At 70.0% G+C, this 15,726-nt stretch carries 16 protein-coding genes; 3 read left to right on the plus strand and 13 right to left on the minus strand.

Features of this window, described 5'->3' with window-relative positions:
• The 12 genes from nirK to VF647_24650 all read right to left on the minus strand — a co-directional run.
• On the minus strand, window positions 1–986 hold a 986-nt coding region (nirK, locus tag VF647_24595; protein HEX8455280.1), incomplete at its 3' end, for a copper-containing nitrite reductase.
• A gap of 214 nt (window positions 987–1,200) precedes the next feature.
• A complete protein-coding gene (locus VF647_24600) occupies window positions 1,201–1,671 on the minus strand; it encodes a plastocyanin/azurin family copper-binding protein (GenBank protein ID HEX8455281.1) in 471 nt (156 codons plus the stop codon).
• Window positions 1,672–1,790: 119 nt separating this feature from the next.
• Window positions 1,791–2,102, minus strand: a complete 312-nt coding sequence (locus VF647_24605) for a cupin domain-containing protein (protein HEX8455282.1) — start codon at window positions 2,100–2,102, stop codon at window positions 1,791–1,793.
• Window positions 2,103–2,363: 261 nt separating this feature from the next.
• Window positions 2,364–2,819: a hypothetical protein gene (locus VF647_24610; protein HEX8455283.1), complete on the minus strand. Its 456-nt coding sequence runs from the start codon at window positions 2,817–2,819 to the stop codon at window positions 2,364–2,366.
• A gap of 21 nt (window positions 2,820–2,840) precedes the next feature.
• On the minus strand, window positions 2,841–3,329 hold the full coding sequence (locus VF647_24615) for a thioesterase family protein (protein ID HEX8455284.1): 489 nt from the start codon (window positions 3,327–3,329) through the stop codon (window positions 2,841–2,843).
• Window positions 3,326–4,444, minus strand: a complete 1,119-nt coding sequence (locus VF647_24620) for a sensor histidine kinase (protein HEX8455285.1) — start codon at window positions 4,442–4,444, stop codon at window positions 3,326–3,328. Before VF647_24620 ends, VF647_24615 begins: the two co-directional genes overlap by 4 nt.
• Before the next feature lie 490 nt (window positions 4,445–4,934).
• Window positions 4,935–5,600, minus strand: coding sequence for a response regulator transcription factor (locus VF647_24625; GenBank protein HEX8455286.1), 666 nt, complete (start codon window positions 5,598–5,600; stop codon window positions 4,935–4,937).
• A gap of 14 nt (window positions 5,601–5,614) precedes the next feature.
• Window positions 5,615–6,043 carry a DUF6069 family protein gene (locus VF647_24630; GenBank protein ID HEX8455287.1) on the minus strand — a complete coding sequence of 143 codons (429 nt, stop codon included), beginning with the start codon at window positions 6,041–6,043 and terminating at the stop codon, window positions 5,615–5,617.
• Between the two features lie 23 nt (window positions 6,044–6,066).
• Complete coding sequence (locus VF647_24635; GenBank protein ID HEX8455288.1) at window positions 6,067–6,393, minus strand: hypothetical protein; 327 nt, start codon at window positions 6,391–6,393, stop codon at window positions 6,067–6,069.
• 294 nt (window positions 6,394–6,687) lie between these two features.
• Window positions 6,688–7,029, minus strand: coding sequence for a hypothetical protein (locus VF647_24640; protein ID HEX8455289.1), 342 nt, complete (start codon window positions 7,027–7,029; stop codon window positions 6,688–6,690).
• Between the two features lie 70 nt (window positions 7,030–7,099).
• The gene (locus VF647_24645; GenBank protein ID HEX8455290.1) at window positions 7,100–7,480 is read right to left on the minus strand and encodes a response regulator; all 381 of its coding nucleotides are present in this window, start codon (window positions 7,478–7,480) and stop codon (window positions 7,100–7,102) included.
• Window positions 7,481–7,498: 18 nt separating this feature from the next.
• Window positions 7,499–9,898, minus strand: a complete 2,400-nt coding sequence (locus VF647_24650) for a response regulator (GenBank protein HEX8455291.1) — start codon at window positions 9,896–9,898, stop codon at window positions 7,499–7,501.
• A gap of 107 nt (window positions 9,899–10,005) precedes the next feature.
• On the opposite strand from VF647_24650, the gene VF647_24655 reads away from it, so the two are divergent.
• The 3 genes from VF647_24655 to VF647_24665 all read left to right on the plus strand — a co-directional run bounded on the left by VF647_24655 (window position 10,006) and on the right by VF647_24665 (window position 14,399).
• Window positions 10,006–10,614: a TetR family transcriptional regulator C-terminal domain-containing protein gene (locus tag VF647_24655; GenBank protein ID HEX8455292.1), complete on the plus strand. Its 609-nt coding sequence runs from the start codon at window positions 10,006–10,008 to the stop codon at window positions 10,612–10,614.
• Between the two features lie 410 nt (window positions 10,615–11,024).
• On the plus strand, window positions 11,025–13,901 hold the full coding sequence (locus VF647_24660; protein HEX8455293.1) for an ATP-binding protein: 2,877 nt from the start codon (window positions 11,025–11,027) through the stop codon (window positions 13,899–13,901).
• 78 nt (window positions 13,902–13,979) lie between these two features.
• Window positions 13,980–14,399 carry a WGxxGxxG family protein gene (locus VF647_24665; protein HEX8455294.1) on the plus strand — a complete coding sequence of 140 codons (420 nt, stop codon included), beginning with the start codon at window positions 13,980–13,982 and terminating at the stop codon, window positions 14,397–14,399.
• 399 nt (window positions 14,400–14,798) lie between these two features.
• Here the strand turns inward: VF647_24665 and VF647_24670 are convergent, their stop codons facing one another.
• Window positions 14,799–15,698 (minus strand): alpha/beta hydrolase, encoded by a 900-nt coding sequence (locus VF647_24670; protein ID HEX8455295.1) that lies wholly within the window; start codon window positions 15,696–15,698, stop codon window positions 14,799–14,801.
• Window positions 15,699–15,726 lie beyond the last annotated feature (28 nt).

Consider the following 15,726-nt stretch of genomic DNA (forward strand, 5'->3'; position numbering starts at 1 on the left):
GCGCGGAACTCGACGATGGCGCTGCCGCCCGCGGGGATGGTGGTGGTCTGCACGTTGTGCTGGGCCAGCGTGCCGCCCTCCGAGTACACGTTGTCGAACACCTCGCCGATCACGTGGAAGGAGGAGGTCAGGTTCGGACCGCCGTTGCCCACGAACAGCCGCACCGTCTCACCCGTCTTCACCTTGAGCGCGTTGTCGCCCGTCAGCGAGCCCACCGCGCCGTTGAAGACCACGTAGTCCGGCCGCTCGTCGATCGCCTTCTGCTGGTCGAAGGCCTGGTGCCCCTTCTCGCCGTGTGCGCCCTTGGTGTAGAAGTCGCCCTGCATCACGTAGAACTCGCGGTTCACGCTGGGCATCCCCTCCCTGGGCTCCACCAGGATCAGCCCGTACATCCCGTTGGCCACGTGCAGCGACGCCGGCGCGAAAGCGCAGTGATAGACGTAGAGCCCCGGGTTGGCCGCGGAGAACTTGAAGGTGCTCTCGTGGCCGGGGAGTACGATGCTGGCCTCCGCGCCGCCGCCGGGGCCGGTCACCGCGTGCAGGTCGATGTTGTGGGCCACCTTGCTGCCGGGGTGGTTCTTGAGGCGGAACTCCACCTGGTCGCCCTCGCGCACGCGGATGAAACTCCCCGGCACCGAGCCTCCGAACGTCCAGAAGGTGTAGTCCACGCCGTCCGCGATGCGCATCGTCTTCTCCACCACTTCGAGGTCCACGATCACGTTGGTGGCGTAGTTCCGGTCGATGGGGGCGGGCACCATGGGCGGGGCGGTCAGCAGCGCGCGCTCCTCGCCGCGGACCGGCTCTGCCTTCCGCACCGGGATGGTGGAGCTGAAGGCACCCCTGGGCGCCACGTCCTCACCGTATGCCGCGAAGCCGGCCGTCGCCGCCCCGGCGAGCGTCAGGACGGCCACGCCGCCCGCGACCCAGCGGGGCACGACCGGGAACTTCCGTGGGGAGACGCGCGGCTCTTCGATTCGAGTGCTCATTGCAGGACTCCTTGGATGGGAAGCAGGTCGCATCCGCGGCCCGCGGTGGTGATCCGCACCTGGAATATGCGAGCTCCGGCCATGCGCGAATGTCGGGTGTTGTTTGATCCGGGAGGGCGTTTTTCTCGCTTCCCGTGTAGGGCGGGCGTGACGAATTGCAAACGGGGGAGCCACTGCTTCGGTGGCTCCCCCGTGCTTCGGGAGGCGAAGAAGGCTACTGCACCGTGATGGCGCCCTTCATCCCCATCGCCGCGTGCGGGTCGCACTGGTAGCTGTACGAGCCGGGGTCCATCGTGATCTGCAGGTCGTAGCTCTGCCCGTCGGCCAGGAACTGGCTGGGGGCGGGGAGGTTCGGCTTGCCCGCGTTCTGGTCGGCCGGGAACGACACGTTGTGGGCCGCGTTCCCCTCGCTCACGAAGTGGATCACGTCGCCCCTTTTGACCGTGATGCTGGCCGGCTCGAAGGTGCCCGACGCGCCGCCCTGCGTCGTGGTCATCCGCACCGTGTGCACCGTGCCCTGCGCCGGCGCGGTGGTGGCAGCGGTGTTCGGCGCGCCGGTGGTGACGGGGGCGGTGGCGCTGGAGCCCTGCGGCGTGTCGCTGGTGGTCTCGGCCGGCTTGTCGCCGCCGCACGCGGCGGCGAGGACGATCATTCCGAGCAACGGGAGTCTGTAGAGATTGGGCATCAGGGAAGCTCGCTGGTGTCTGTTGATGTAACGACGAATGGGACGGGTGAATGGTAGAAGGAGGTCGTCGCGGTGTATGTCGGGTTTCGATCATCTCCCGTGTAGTACATCCCTTGACTTCACCGCGGCCGTGGCGCGATGACCGCCTGAAAGCGGAGCGGCTCGCCGCCGGCGGTGATCGCGTGCTCCTCGCCGGGCGCGTACACCGCGGACTGGCCGGCGCGGAGCACCGCTTCGCCATCGGCGCCGTGGAAGGTGCCCGCCCCCTCCAGCACCGTGACGATGACGGTGGAACGGTTGTGATGCGGCGGAACGCGCTGCCCGGGGCTGAGGTGGAATACGACGACGCGCGCGTTCGCCTCGTCGTGCGCGATGGCCGTGGCGGGGCGGTCCTCGCGGACCCGCGCCGCCTCCATGGAAAGGACTTTCATCGTTCCGCGCCCTCCAGCGCGCGCAGCAGCTCGTCGAGCGGGGTCCCGTCGCGCGCGGCCAGCCACACCAGGCTCGCGCAGATGAACCGGCGTACGTACTGATCCATGTTGGTAGCTCCTTACGAGTGCATCAGAGGAAAGGGTCTCACGCGAAGGCGCAAAGGCGCAAAGAAAGTGTTCCCGTGTCTTTCGTTTGCGTCTTCGCGCCTTTGCGTGACATCCTGATCGTTGAGGTTGCATGGAACTTCTGTTGAGACGGGCTCAGAACCGCTCGCCCTTCGCCTCGCGTAGATGGCTTCCGACAGGCCGGATGCGCGTCCACATCGTCCAGAAGTAGATGAACAACCCGGCCGCCTGACCCGCCCCGCCGATGACGACCGCCCAGGCGAGCCACCGGGCGGACCCTCCGCTCCGCAGCGCCTCGGCGAGGAAGCGGGCGCCCGTGGAGGCCAGCAGGATCCAGTACGCCGCCTCGATCCGCTCCGGGCGGTAGCGCGTGTCTCCGCGCTCGGCGCGCGGGAAGAGCCAGAGCCCCACACCGAGGATCAGGAACAGCATGAACCCCACGAGTACCGCGTGCGCGTGGGCGGATACGAGGTACGGGTTCGGCCAGATGCCGAACAGCTCCCGCCGCACGAGCATCACCATCCCCAGGGCGATGCCCGCGGCGAGAAACCCGATGCCCGTCTTGATGAAGCGGCGAACCAGCGTGTACACAGGACCTCCGGATGGCGTGCGTCACACGCGCTCAGGGTGGAGAGGGCGGGTCCTCGCCGTAGAGGCTGGAATCCGCCGGAACGGCCGCAGCGCCGCGCGCACCACGTCGGGCAGTGACACGGCGCGCAGAGTTCCGCGGTCCACCGCCACGAGCGTGTAGCGGCTGCGGACGGATACCTCGTCCGCGGCGGCTTCACGGATCTCGAAATCCAGGGACAGGGAGGTGCGGCCCATCGCTTCGACCGCGACCCGCGCCTCCAGCTCGTCGTCCAGGCGAGCGGGGCGCAGGAAGTCGCACTCCACGCGGCGGCGGACGAGCCATACCCCCGCACGCTCCAGCCACGTGGATGGAAGCCCCGCGGCCCGGAACATCTCCGACTCGGCGAGCTCGAAGAAGCGCAGGAACGAGCCGTAGCAGACGATGCCCGCCGCGTCCACGTCGCTCCATCGCACGCGCTCGCGCACCGCGAACGCGCCATCTTCGCGGTGTGGCTCCACGCGCGCGATCATGAGGCTCTCCGGGCGACCCTTGAAACGCATTCGGCGAGCATCGGCCGCTCAGCGGCGGGGATGCGGACGATGACGCGGGTTCCTTCCCCGGGCTTGCTCTCGATCCGCAGCGACCCGCCGGCGTAGCCCGCGCGCTCGCGCATCCCGAAAAGCCCCAGGCACAGCTTCTCCGACTCCGTGCGCGCCACGCTGAAGCCCCTGCCGTCGTCCTCCACCGTCGTTTCGATGCATTCCTCCCCGCGGGTCACACGCACGCGGATGCGTGACGCGCCGGAGTGGTGCGCCGCGTTGCAGAGGGCCTCCTGTACGATCCGGTAAAGCGCCAGCTCGCCCGCGGGAGCGAGGACGCCCCTGACGTCCTCGGCTTCGATCCCGATCCGTGCCCCCGAGCTCTCCGAGAGGGCACGCGCATATCCCTCCAGCGCCGCCACCACACCCAGGTCCGCGAGCGTCGGCGTGTACAGGCCGCTCGCGAACTGGCGGACCCGCTCCGTCACCGCCGCGACGTCGCGGCGCAACCCGTCGATGGCATCGGCGCGGCGCGCGTCGTCCGCCGTCTGCCGCACGATGCGCAGGCCGATCAGGACGGCCGAGAGCGTCTGCGCGGTCTCCTCCTGCAGCTCCCTGGCGAGGCGGGTACGCTCCGCTTCCTGCGCGCGGAAGGCGCGCTCGGCGATCTCGCGAAGCCGGCGCCGGTCCGCCTCCATCCTCTCCAGCAGGCGGTTGAACACGCGCGTGAGCCGCTCCAGGCGCGGGTCGGCGAGCGGCGACAGGGAGGCCCGCGCACCCGGCTCGCCCCTCTCCGCCCGCTCGGCCGCGTACTCCAGCTCGTCCACCGGGGCCAGCGCCAGCCGGAGAACCGCCGCCTGCACCGGGACGATGGTGGCCAGCGACACCACCATGCTCAGCGCGAGGAGCGGATACACGGCCCCCGAAGCGGCGGCGCCGAAGAGGTGGACCGCCAGCCGCGCGCTTACCCCGGACGCGACCAGCACCACGAACACCTCCGCCACCAGGATCTTGTAGAACAGCGGAAGGCGCAGGAGAAGCCGCCCGGGCCGTACGCGTATGGACGGCGTGGCGGCGTTCGTCGCGGGAAGGATGTTGGAGATCATCGGTTCGTCTCGGCTTCCAGGCCACACGATGGCTCGGCGGGTGCGAGCCTCGTGCATCTTCGATGGCGTGCTCCCCGAAGTTGCGGCCATCGAGCCGATCCCGCGTCAGGCGCGGTTCGACACTCGTGTGGGAAAGATCACGACACCGCGGTGAACAGATGGCCTCACACAGAGCCACAGAGGCAACGGAGAGAAAAGCGGAAGGGGTGCTCTGTGGCCTTTCCGTTCCCGCGGGATCTCGGTGTGATGCGTTTCTACTGATATCATCCCGACAGAAGTTCTGTGCATTCTCAAAGGATCAAGAATGTCACGCAAAGGCGCGAAGACGCCAAGGAAAGACGCGGAAGTACTTTCTTTGCGCCTTCGCGTCTTTGCGTGAGACCGTTTCCTCCAATGCACACCAATTCGTGAGAAATCGGGATGACACACGAGGCGGGGGCACGGAGATGATCTTCTCCGTGCCCCCGCGTCTCTGCTGTCCGAGAGCGTTTTACCTGGGCGAATGGGGCTTCAGCAGCCCGTTGTCGAGCGCGAACCTCACCAGGTCGGAGCGGTGGCCGAGGCCGAGCTTCTGCATGAGCCGGGAGCGGTAGGTGTCCACGGTCTTGGGGGAGAGAAAGAGCCGCTTTCCCGTCTCGACCGAGCTGTACCCTTCGGCCGTCAGCTGCAGCACCTCGCGCTCACGGTCGGAGAGCTCTTCCAGCGGGCTCGCGTCGCCCCGTGCCTCGGCCTTCCGGAAGCCGTTGAGGAGGAGCTTGGTGGCCGCGGGGTAGAGGAACACCTCACCCCTGGCGACGATCCGGATCGCGGAGATCAGGTCCTCGTCCGCGCTGGTCTTCTTCACGTAGCCGCTCCCGCCCGCCTCCAGCACGGGAAGGAGATACTCTTCTTCCGCGTGCGAGGTCAGCACCAGGACTCGCGCGCCGGTCTCGGAGGCGGCGATCTGGCGGGTCGCCTCCAGCCCTCCCATCCCCGGCATCCCCAGATCCATCACCACCACGTCGGGCCGCACGGCTTGCACCCGCTCGATCGCCTCCTCGCCGGTGCTCGCCTTGCCGACGACCTCCAGGTCGGGCTCGAGGCCGAGGAGCGCTTCGAGTCCCGCTCGAAGGACGGTGTGGTCGTCCACCAGGAGGACGCGGATCTTGTCGGACATGGCTACCTCAGGGGTCAGGAAGGCACGCACCGGCCGCCGCGGCTCGCCCGAGCCGTCACCAGCCACACGGTGCCGAACACCACCGAAACGTGCGCGAGATAAAGCACTACCTGTGCCCGCGCGTCCGCCGCGGGGATCGCCAGCGGAGCCACGAACGACAGGAGGAGTACCCACAGGGAGGCGGAGCGGAAGCGCCGGACCGGGTCGCGCGCCACGCGGCGGAGCACGGCGAACGTGGCCGCGCCCGCGAGCGCGGCGGCGGCGGACGCCCCGGCGATCACCCCCACCGTCATCGGCTCGTCGGCGGGCGGAAGGAGCAGCTCCCGGGGGAACGCCCAGCGCGCGGTCGCCACGAAGAGCAGCGAGTTCACTCCCGCCGCGAGCACCGCGCTCGCCAGCGCCACGGCCCAGAGAGCTTGAGGCCCGGAATCACGCGAGATCATCGTAATCCTCCCGCCGAACCCGTTCACGAAGGAAGCAGGGCGGGCGCACGGTGGGTACGCGGCCGCAACCTGTGGCGGCCGAGCAGGGGTGTGCTCCCGCCGCTGCGGGGGAGAGGCCCCGCCAGCAGCTCGACAGCCTCCATCACCTCGTCGAGGGCGCTCCTCTCCCAGGGGCGGCTCACGGAGCGTTCCTGGACGACGAGGTCCGCCTCCGTCTCTCCCGCCATTCGGACCGCCTCCGCCTGGCTTTTCGCCGCGATGACCTCGCACCCCCGCTGCTCCAGGCGGGTGCGCAGCGCGCGGTGGGTGTCCTCGTCCGCTTCGATCAGTAAGATGCGTGGGGCGTACACGATGGCCTCCAGGGGATGGGGCGAGAAAGGAGTGAGGTCCTTCCTCGGAAAGCATGAAAGCTCCCATGGACTCCAACTTATGCCCGCCCCGCCCCCGTCCATAGCGGGAAAATCCACCTGGGCTTGTAGGGAACACCTCGATTGGACGTGCAACGATGGGCGCTGCCGCCCTGTGCATCGGGGTGCGTCGCGGAGCGGTGGGGGGAAACTGCATGGCTCACACAGAGACACAGAGACACAGAGAGAACCGCAAAAGGTTTTCTCTCTGGCTTTCAGTTCCTTACGGAGCTTGCGCTACTTCGTCCAGCCGGCGCCGTCGTAGAGGAAGGGGAGGCGGACGACGCGGGCGGCGGAGCCGGCCATGACCACGCACATGAGGTGAACGAGGAGGGCAGGGAGGCCCACCATCCAGTAGCAGCCGGCGACGATGAGGAACCAGGCGATGCCGATCACGACACGGCCCTTGTACACCTGGCCGGCGCCGGGGAGGAGGAGGCTCATCAGGGCGGCGGTCTTGTGCAGGTGCCTGCGGCGGACGAACCAGCGGCGCGGATGGCGGCTCGTGGAGCGCTTCTCGATGCGGTACTCCGGCGCGGGGGCGATCCGCCGCTGGCACGCTTCACACCAGCCCGCCACGCCGGCACAGCCGCACCGGGGGCACAGATTCGTCGCCATGATGATCCTTGGGGAGGGGACGGGGATGGGGTCAGGGCGCGCCGGCGCTCGCGGCCAGGAGCGTCTCGATCTTGACGAGCAGGCGCGGCAGCTCGATCGGCTTGGTGTCGTAGTCGTCGCAGCCGGCCTCCAGCGCCTTGGTCCGGTCGCTGGACATGGCGTGCGCGGTGAGGGCGATCACCGGGATGTGGCGGGTGGCCGCGTCGCCCTTCAATCGCCGGCTCGCCTCCCACCCGTCGAGCACGGGGAGGCTCATGTCCATCAGCACCAGGTCCGGCGCGTGCGAGCGGACCATCTCCACCCCCGCGGCGCCGTCCACGGCAAAGAGCACCTCGTAGCCCCTGCGCTCCAGCCGCCGCGAGAGCATGTCGCGGTTCATCTCGTTGTCTTCCACCAGCAGGATCTTGGGCATATCGTCGCTGAAGAGGGCTCACGCCGGAAGGGCGCGCCTCTCTCCTCCGGTCCGGGTGATCAGGGGGCGCTCGGCGCCGAAGCCGCCGAGCAGCGCGGAAACCCGGTGCAGGAGCGCGTCGGGCGAGTCGCCGGCCTTCTGGACGATCGTCTCCACGTAGCCGTTCAGCCGCCGGCGCTCCTCGCGGCTGAGGTCGTGCGACGTCACTACCACCACCGGCACGGAGCGCCATTCGGGGTGCTGGCGCACCTGCTCGTGGAACTCGAAGCCGTCCATCTCGGGCATCAGCAGGTCCAGCAGGATCAGCCGGGGGCACTCCTCCTCCATCCGCTCCAGCGCCACCCTTCCGTTCTCCGCTTCTCGCACCGTCCAGCCTTCCGCCTCCAGCATGGCGCGCAGCAGCGCGCGCGCGGCGCCGTCGTGGTCCACCAGCAGCACGCCGCCCTGTTCCGTGGCGCTGGAGTACTTGCGCAGGAGGCGCGAGAGGCGGCCGCGGTTCACCGGCTTGGTGGCGTACGCGGCCGCGCCCAGCGTGAAGCCCCGGTTGGGATCGTCCACCATGGTGAGCATCACGACGGGGATGTTGCGCACCGCCGGGTCGGCCTTGAGCGCCGAGAGCACGGCCCAGCCGTCCATCCCGGGCATCATCACGTCCAGCGTGATGGCGACCGGCTGCATCTCCCGCGCGAGGCGGAGCCCCTCTTCGCCGCCTTCGGCCACGAGGACGCGGAATCCTTCCCGGCCCAGGAAGCGCTGCATCAGGTCGCGCTGCACGGGGTCGTCGTCGATCACCAGGACGCAGCTCGCGCCGCTGGGGAGCTTGTCGCCGCGGCCGCGCCACTCGCTGGAGGCCAGGGCGGGGACGGGCTCCGGGTCCACGGCGCGGATGACGGCGGGGAGCTTGATGGTGAAGGTGCTCCCCTCGCCCGGCACGCTGCGCACGGTGACGTCGCCTCCCATCATCTGGCAGAAGCGGCGCGTGAGGGCCAGCCCCAGCCCCGTGCCGCCGAACCTGCGCGTGGTGGAGGCGTCCGCCTGGGTAAAGTCCTGGAAGAGCTTCACGATCTGCTCGGCGCTCATCCCCACGCCCGTGTCGGTGACCTCAAAGAGCACCCACTCGCGCCCATCCATCCGCTCGCGCCGCGCGCACACGATCACGCTGCCGCCGTGCGTGAACTTGACCGCGTTGGACAGGAGATTGGAGAGCGCCTGGCGCACCTTCATCTGGTCCGCGTGCATCACGCCCAGCCGGGGAGCCAGCTCCACGCGCAGCGTGTTGGAGTTTGTCCGCACGATCGGCCCCATGGTGGAGGTGATCTCGTGGATCAGCTCGGCCAGGTCGAAGCTCTCGAGGAAGAGCTCCATCTTGCCCGCCTCGATCTTGGACAGGTCCAGGATGTCGTTGATGAGGGCCAGGAGGTGCTTGCCCGCCGTGCCGATCTTGTCCAGGTCCGCCGTGAAGTCAAGCAGCCCGCGCTCCATGGCCTCCTCGTGGAGCATCTCCGAGTAGCCGAGGATGGCGTTGAGCGGCGTCCTCAGCTCGTGGCTCATGTTGGCCAGGAAGAGGCTCTTGGTGCGGTTGGCGCTCTCGGCGGCTTCGCGTGCGTTGACCACCTCCTGCTCGGTGCGCCGCCGCTCGGTGACGTCTTCGATGGCCAGCACCAGGAGCTCGTCGTGGTCGCCCGGCTTGAGCTTGCGCGCGTTGAGCAGCATCACGCGCCGCCCGATCGCGGGAAAGTCGTGCTCCAGCTCGAAGTCGTTGAAGACGGAGCCGCGGGGGATGATCGCTTCCAGGAGGGTGCGCAGCGCAGGGACGTTCCACTGGCCGTTGCCCAGCTCGTAGATCAGCCGGCCCTCGGTTTCCGCGGCGGAGACGGCGAAGGTGTCGTAGAAGGCGCGGTTGCCGCTGCGCACCCGCAGCCCCGGATCGAGGATCAGGAGCGGCTTGCGCACCGTGTCGACGATGTCCTGCGCATACGACTCGATCGCCCGGAGGCTCGCCTGCGTGGCGCGGCGCTCGGTGACGTCTTCGATGGCGAGCACCAGCCGGTCGGCGTGGCTCCCCGGGCGCAGCTTGCGGGCGTTCAGCACCATCACCCGCTGCCCGATGAGGGGAAAGGTGTGCTCCAGCTCGAAGTCGTTGAAGACGGAGCCGGTGCTCATCACCTCTTCCAGCAGGGCGCGGAGCGCGGGAATGTCCCACTGCCCGTTGCCGAGCTCGTAGATCGGCAGGTTCTCGGTTTCTTCGCACGTGACGCCGAACGTCTTGTAGAACGCGCTGTTGGCGCTGCGCACCCGGAGCTCGGTGTCCAGCATCAGCAGTGGCTCGCGGACGGTGTCCACGATGTCGCGCGCGTACGTGTCGATCTCCTCCACCCGCGGCGCCGCTGCGGGGCCGGAAGTGCGCTGTGCGGCCATGGTGCGCCTTCTTGGATGGGGGTTTGTTGACCGGATGGTCAATGCAAGCTACTCTATATTGTACGATTGGTCAACAAGCCGAACCCGCTTGAAGGAAAAGGGGATAGATGCCGGGCGAGAGAGCATCCGAGGACGTGCGTCGCGAGCAGATCCTGCAGGCGAGCTTCGAGGTGGCGTCGCGCGAGGGGATCGGCGGCCTGACGATCCGCGCCGTGGCCGCCGAGGCGAAGCTGAGCCATTCGCTGGTCGTGTTCTACTTCCAGCGCAAGGAGCGGCTGGTGCTGGAGCTCCTGGAATGGCTCATCGCGACCACCACGGTGCTGCACGTGCCGCCCGAGGTCGCCCGCATCACCGGCGCGCTCGACCGGCTGCACGCCATCCTCCAGCGGGAGCTGGCGCGGCTGCTGGAGCAGCGGAAGCACACGCGGCTCTTCTTCGAGTACTGGGCGCGCGGCACCACGGACGACGAGGTGCGCGCCCGCATCAGCGCCGAGCTGGAGCGGTACCGCGCGACCTTTCGCGTGATGATGGAGGAGCTTCTCGCCGCCGAGCCGGCCGCCTTCCGGGGTGTGAGCGCGGATGCGATGGCGGCGGTCGCCGTGAGCTGGCTGCAAGGGTGCGCGGTGCAGGGGATGATCGCCCCGGAGCACTTCGACATGGACGCCTACCTGGCCGCCGTTCGTGGCTTCACCGCGCGCCTAGCGGAGGTCGCGTAGGCTGCAAGTGCGGCACGGCAGTTTCACGCAGAGGCGCAGAGACGCAGGTGAGAACCGCACAACTGCAGGGCTCACACAGAGACACAGAGCCACAGAGAGAACCGCAAAAAGGTTTACTCTGTGGCTTTCAGTACCTTCTGTTTCCTCGGTGTGAGGCTGTTCTTTGTTGTTCTCTCCCTGCGTCTCTGCGCCTCTGCGTGAGACAAGCTGGTCAGAATGCACAGAATGGTGTGAGGCGCGGAGCACGGAAAGGACAGGAGGAACAACCTCGAGCCTCTTCTTCTCTTGTGGTTTCCTCTGTGTCTCTGTGTCTCTGTGTGACGCGCGGTCGAGGATCTTCTCCGCGCGCACGGCCCTTGCGCTTGAATGGGTGTTTTCGGCCCGACCTCGCGCTGGCCTGGTGAAATCCCGTGACCCAAACGCCGCCCCCTCCGACGCCCCCCGGCTCCCCGGCCCGCCTCCGCGATCCGGAGCGGCTGGCCGTGCTGCGCGCCACCGGGCTGCTGGTGGAGGAGCGGGTGGAGCTATTCGACCGGCTGGCGCGCGCGGCCGCTCATGCCCTGCACGTTCCCGTCGCGCAGGTGAACCTCGTAGCCGAGGACGGGCAGCACCCCCGCGCCAGCTTCGGCGATGAAGGCGGGGCGGTGGTGCTCGACGACTCGCTCTGCCAGCACGTCGCCGTCACGGGCGAGGCGCTCGTGCTGGGCGACACCCGCACGGGGGAGAGCCGCGAGAACGAGGTCGCCGCGTACGCCGCGGTGCCGCTCACCACCGCGGCCGGGCACACGCTGGGCGCGCTGTGCGTGATGGACTTCGCGGCGCGCGATTGGACCGACGGCGAGGTGGAGATCCTGCGCGACCTGGCCGCGCTCGCCGTCGCGGACATCGAGAACCGGCTGCGCTCCGATCACCGCGAGAGCGAGGCGCGCTTCCGCACCCTCACCGAGGTCAACCCGGACGGCATCGTCGTGATGGACGACACGGGGATCATCGTCTCGGTGAACCCCGCCATGGAGCGGATCTTCGGCTACGCGGAAGGGGAGCTGATGGGGGAGCCGCTCTCCATCCTGGTGCCCGAGCGGTTCCGCGACGCGCACAACAAGGGGATGCAGCGCTACCTGGCCACGGGAAGGCGCAACATCCCGTGGAGCGGCCTGGAGCTTCCCGGGCTCACCCGGAGCGGGCGCGAGGTCGCCATCGAGATCGCCTTCGGGGAGTACGTCCACGAGGGACGGCACGTCTTCGCCGGCTTCATCCACGACATCTCGCGCAGGAAGCGCGAGGAGGCGCGCAGGCTCACGGAGCACGCCGTCACCCGCGTGCTGGCCGGCGCGGCGGCGGTGGAGGAGGCCGCGCCCGGCATCCTGCGCACCATGGGCGAGATGCTGCGCTGGGACCTCGGCGTCCTCTGGCGCGTGGAGGCGGGGGTGCTCTGCTTCGTGGCCGGCTGGCGCGGGCCCGCGGTGGACGGCGAGCGGTTCGAGAAGGCCAGCCGCGCCGCCACCCTGCGCCCGGGCGAAGGCCTCCCCGGCCGCGTGTGGGAGCGTGGCGAAGCCGTGTGGATCCAGGAGCTCGCGGACGACCCCAACTTTCCCCGCGCCCGCCTCGCCGCCGAGGCGGGGCTGCGGACCGGGTTCGCCTTCCCCATCACCGGCGCCGGCCGCACGCTGGGCGTCATCGAGTTCTTTGCGCGCGACGCGGAGATCCCCGACGAGTCGATGCTCCGCACCATGGAGGCGATGGGGAGCGAGATCGGCCAGTTCATCGTGCGCAAGGAGGCCGAGGCCGCACGCGACCGCGCCCTCGCCGACGCCGTGGAAGCGCAGGCCAGGGCCGAGGACCAGGCGGTCGAGCTGGAGACGCAGACCAGCGCGCTCCAGACCCAGGCCGCCGAGCTCCAGGAGACGCAGGCGGAGCTGGAGATCGCCGTCGCGGAGCTGCAGCAGGCCAACGCCGAGCTCACCGCCCGCACCGCCGAGGCCGAGCAGGCGACCGCGGACGCGGAGGAGGCGAACCGCGCCAAGTCGCAGTTCCTGGCCAACATGAGCCACGAGCTGCGCACCCCCATCAACGCGGTGATGGGCTACACCGACCTGCTGGAGATGGGGATCGCGGGCCCGCTCACCGAGGCCCAGCGTGCCCACCTGGACCGGATCAAAGCGAGCAGCCAGCACCTGCTCTCGCTGGTCAACGAGATCCTGGACCTGGCCAAGGTGGAGTCCGGCCAGCTGCGCGTGGTGCGCGAGCGGTCGGCGCTGGCCGAGGCGCTGGACGGCGCCCTGGGGCTCGTGCTGCCGCAGGCGTCGCGCGCGGGCGTCGCGGTGCGCAACGAGGTGGACACGGACGCGGCGTACTGGGGCGACCCGGAGCGCGTGCAGCAGATCCTGGCGAACCTGCTCACCAACGCCATCAAGTTCACCCCGCGCGGCGGCGGCGTGCGGGTGTCGTGCGGCATCACGGACCAGCCGGACCCACGCGTGCAGGCGCGCGGCGCCGCGAGATGGCTGAGCGTGCAGGTGGAGGACAGCGGGATCGGGATCGCCCCGGAGCACCAGGAGGAGATCTTCCAGCCCTTCTTCCAGGTGGACGGCGGCTACACGCGGGAGAGCGGCGGCACGGGGCTGGGGCTCTCCATCAGCCGCCGCCTGGCGCGCCTGATGGGGGGCGACGTCACGCTCCAGAGCCGCGCCGGCCAGGGCTCCTGCTTCACCCTCTGGCTCCCCGCCGACTCCGAGCCGGCAGCCGGAGAGGAGCGCCCCCGCGCCGCGCCCGCCACCGCCCGCGCGGTTCCGCGCCTCGCCGAGGTCGGCCGCATGCTGGCGCGCCGCGCGGACGACGTCGCGGAGGAGTGGGGCGCCCGGCTGCGCGCGGATCCCGCCCTCTCCGTGGCCCACGACCTGGACCGCGCCCACCTGGAGGACCACATGGCCACCGCGCTGATGGAAGCCGGCCTGGCTCTGCTGGCGCTGGGCGAGGGCGGCGGCGAGCTCGCCCTGCTGCGCGACGGCACGGACATCCAGCGCGTCGTCTTCGACCGTCACGGACGGCAGCGGTCGCGGCTGGGCTGGTCGCGCGCGGCGCTGCACCGCGAGTACCAGATCCTCCGCGAGCTGGTGGAAGCCACCCTGCGCCGGCACCTCCCGCCGCACGAGGACGGCACGGTCGACGACACCATGGCCGTCCTGCGCCAGCTCCTGGAGCAGGCGGAGCGAATCAGCCTGGACGGCTGGCAGAAGGCGGAGCACCTCATCCTCAGCGGGATCAAGGAGAGCCGCGGGCGCGGGTGATCCCGGCAGGTGCGGCATGGTCCGTGCTTGTGGGGCGCGCGAAGCTTCCTTGCAGTCATCTTTCGGGAGGTGAAAGCCATGTACTCAGTTGCGAAGCGTACGATGGGCTGGGCGAAGCTGGCCGTCATGGCGCTCGTCCTCTGCGGCGCCGCGGTGATCCGCGTGGACGCGCAGGATACGGCGGTGACGACGACCACCACCGAGACCGAGCGCGAAGGCAACGGGTTCCCGTGGGGGCTGCTGGGCCTCCTCGGCCTGCTGGGGCTCCTGGGCCGCCGCAAGACGGAGGAGGTGCACACCCACCGCGAGCCGGTCCGTCCCGTGGAGACGCACCGCCCCGCCACCGCGGCCCCCACCGCCGAGCGCACGGTCTACCGCCCGGACGAGACGGGCGGCATCGGCGGCCAGGGTGGAACCACCGGCGGGTCCGGCGGAACCATGGGTGGCCCCGGCGGGACCACGGGCGGCCCCGGCACCCCGGGCGGCACCCGCCTCTGAGCGCCTGAAGCCGAACAAAACGCGAGCCCCCCCGCGCCCGCGGCGGGGGCTCGCGGCGTTTGGGCCCCCTCCCCCCGACCCCCTCCCCCGCCTGCGGGGGCGCAGGGCGGGGGAGGGGGAGAACTGCGGCCCCCGCTGCACAGATCCCGTTGGGGCGCGATTCATCGCGCCCGTGCCCGCCTCCGCTCCGACCCTCTCTCTCGCACGCCGATGCCGGTAGGGGCAGACCTGCGTGTCTGCCCACCGCCCGCCCGGCCTCGATCCCCGCCATTGCGCACCCACACCCGTAGGGGCCGCCCCGCGTGGCTGCCCGTGCCCGCCCCCGCTCCATCCCCCGCGATCCACGCCCACGCCGGCCCGTCCCTCTCTGCGTCTCCGCGCCTCCGCGTGAGGCCGCTGTCACCGATCTTCTGCCCGCAACCACTTCCGCAGAAACGCCAGCGTGGTGCACGTGGTAACGCGGAAGCTCGGGCTCATCCCGAACTCGTCGATGCTGTGCCCGATCCCCGGAAGCTCGATCAGCGTCACGGGCACGCCCGCCGCGCGCAGGGTGTCGCGCATGGAGCGGGACTGCCGCGGCGGAACGACACCATCCGAGGTGCCGTGGACCAGGAGGAACGGAGGCGCCCCTGCCTTCACGTGCACCGCGGGCGACGCGAGAAGCGCGCGCTCCATCACGGATTCGGGAGGCGCACCCAGGAAGTTCTCCACCATCCCGCTCTGGCTGGGGTCGAGCGCGCCCGCCGTGCGGATGTCCTGCGGCCCCGCCAGCGCCACCACCGCGCTCACCGCCGGCGACACGTCGCGGATGGGGCAGGCGCCATCCAGCCCCGGCACATCCGCGGCGGTGCCCAGCATCGCCGCCAGGTGCGCACCCGCCGAATGCCCCAGCACCCCGATCCGTGCCGGGTCGATGCGGTACGTGCCCGCATTCGAGCGGAGGAAGCGGACGGCGCAGCGCACGTCCTCCACCGCCGCCGGAAAGAGGTTGCGAGGCGCGCTCGCCAGCCGGTAGTTGATGGATGCGGCCGCGTATCCCTGCGCTACGAGAACGCGCATCGCGTAGTGATAGGCGCTCTTGTCGCCGCCGCTCCACCCGCCGCCGTGGATCAGCACCACGAGCGGATGCGGCCCCTCGCCCGCCGGCCAGGCGACGTCCATGCGCTGCGGCTGTCCATCCATGACCGCGTAGGTGACGTCGCGGGCCGTGCGAATGTCCGCGGCGGCTGGCGCGGGAAGGGTGCAATCGCGCGTCACCGCCACCGACTCGCCGCCGGAGTTACCGGAAGGCGCGGGCACCGAAGATCCGGAGCAGGCGGCGGCCATG

The organism is Longimicrobium sp. (assembly GCA_036387335.1).
GTDB lineage: Bacteria > Gemmatimonadota > Gemmatimonadetes > Longimicrobiales > Longimicrobiaceae > Longimicrobium.

Bases quoted from the DNA above. Each gene is read 5' to 3' on its own strand.
- VF647_24600 (HEX8455281.1), bottom strand. From the start codon at position 1,671: ATGCCCAATCTCTACAGACTCCCGTTGCTCGGAATGATCGTCCTCGCC.
- VF647_24605 (HEX8455282.1), bottom strand. From the start codon at position 2,102: ATGAAAGTCCTTTCCATGGAGGCGGCGCGGGTCCGCGAGGACCGCCCC.
- VF647_24615 (HEX8455284.1), bottom strand. From the start codon at position 3,329: ATGATCGCGCGCGTGGAGCCACACCGCGAAGATGGCGCGTTCGCGGTG.
- VF647_24620 (HEX8455285.1), bottom strand. From the start codon at position 4,444: ATGATCTCCAACATCCTTCCCGCGACGAACGCCGCCACGCCGTCCATA.
- VF647_24625 (HEX8455286.1), bottom strand. From the start codon at position 5,600: ATGTCCGACAAGATCCGCGTCCTCCTGGTGGACGACCACACCGTCCTT.
- VF647_24630 (HEX8455287.1), bottom strand. From the start codon at position 6,043: ATGATCTCGCGTGATTCCGGGCCTCAAGCTCTCTGGGCCGTGGCGCTG.
- VF647_24645 (HEX8455290.1), bottom strand. From the start codon at position 7,480: ATGCCCAAGATCCTGCTGGTGGAAGACAACGAGATGAACCGCGACATG.
- VF647_24650 (HEX8455291.1), bottom strand. From the start codon at position 9,898: ATGGCCGCACAGCGCACTTCCGGCCCCGCAGCGGCGCCGCGGGTGGAG.
- VF647_24655 (HEX8455292.1), top strand. From the start codon at position 10,006: ATGCCGGGCGAGAGAGCATCCGAGGACGTGCGTCGCGAGCAGATCCTG.
- VF647_24665 (HEX8455294.1), top strand. From the start codon at position 13,980: ATGTACTCAGTTGCGAAGCGTACGATGGGCTGGGCGAAGCTGGCCGTC.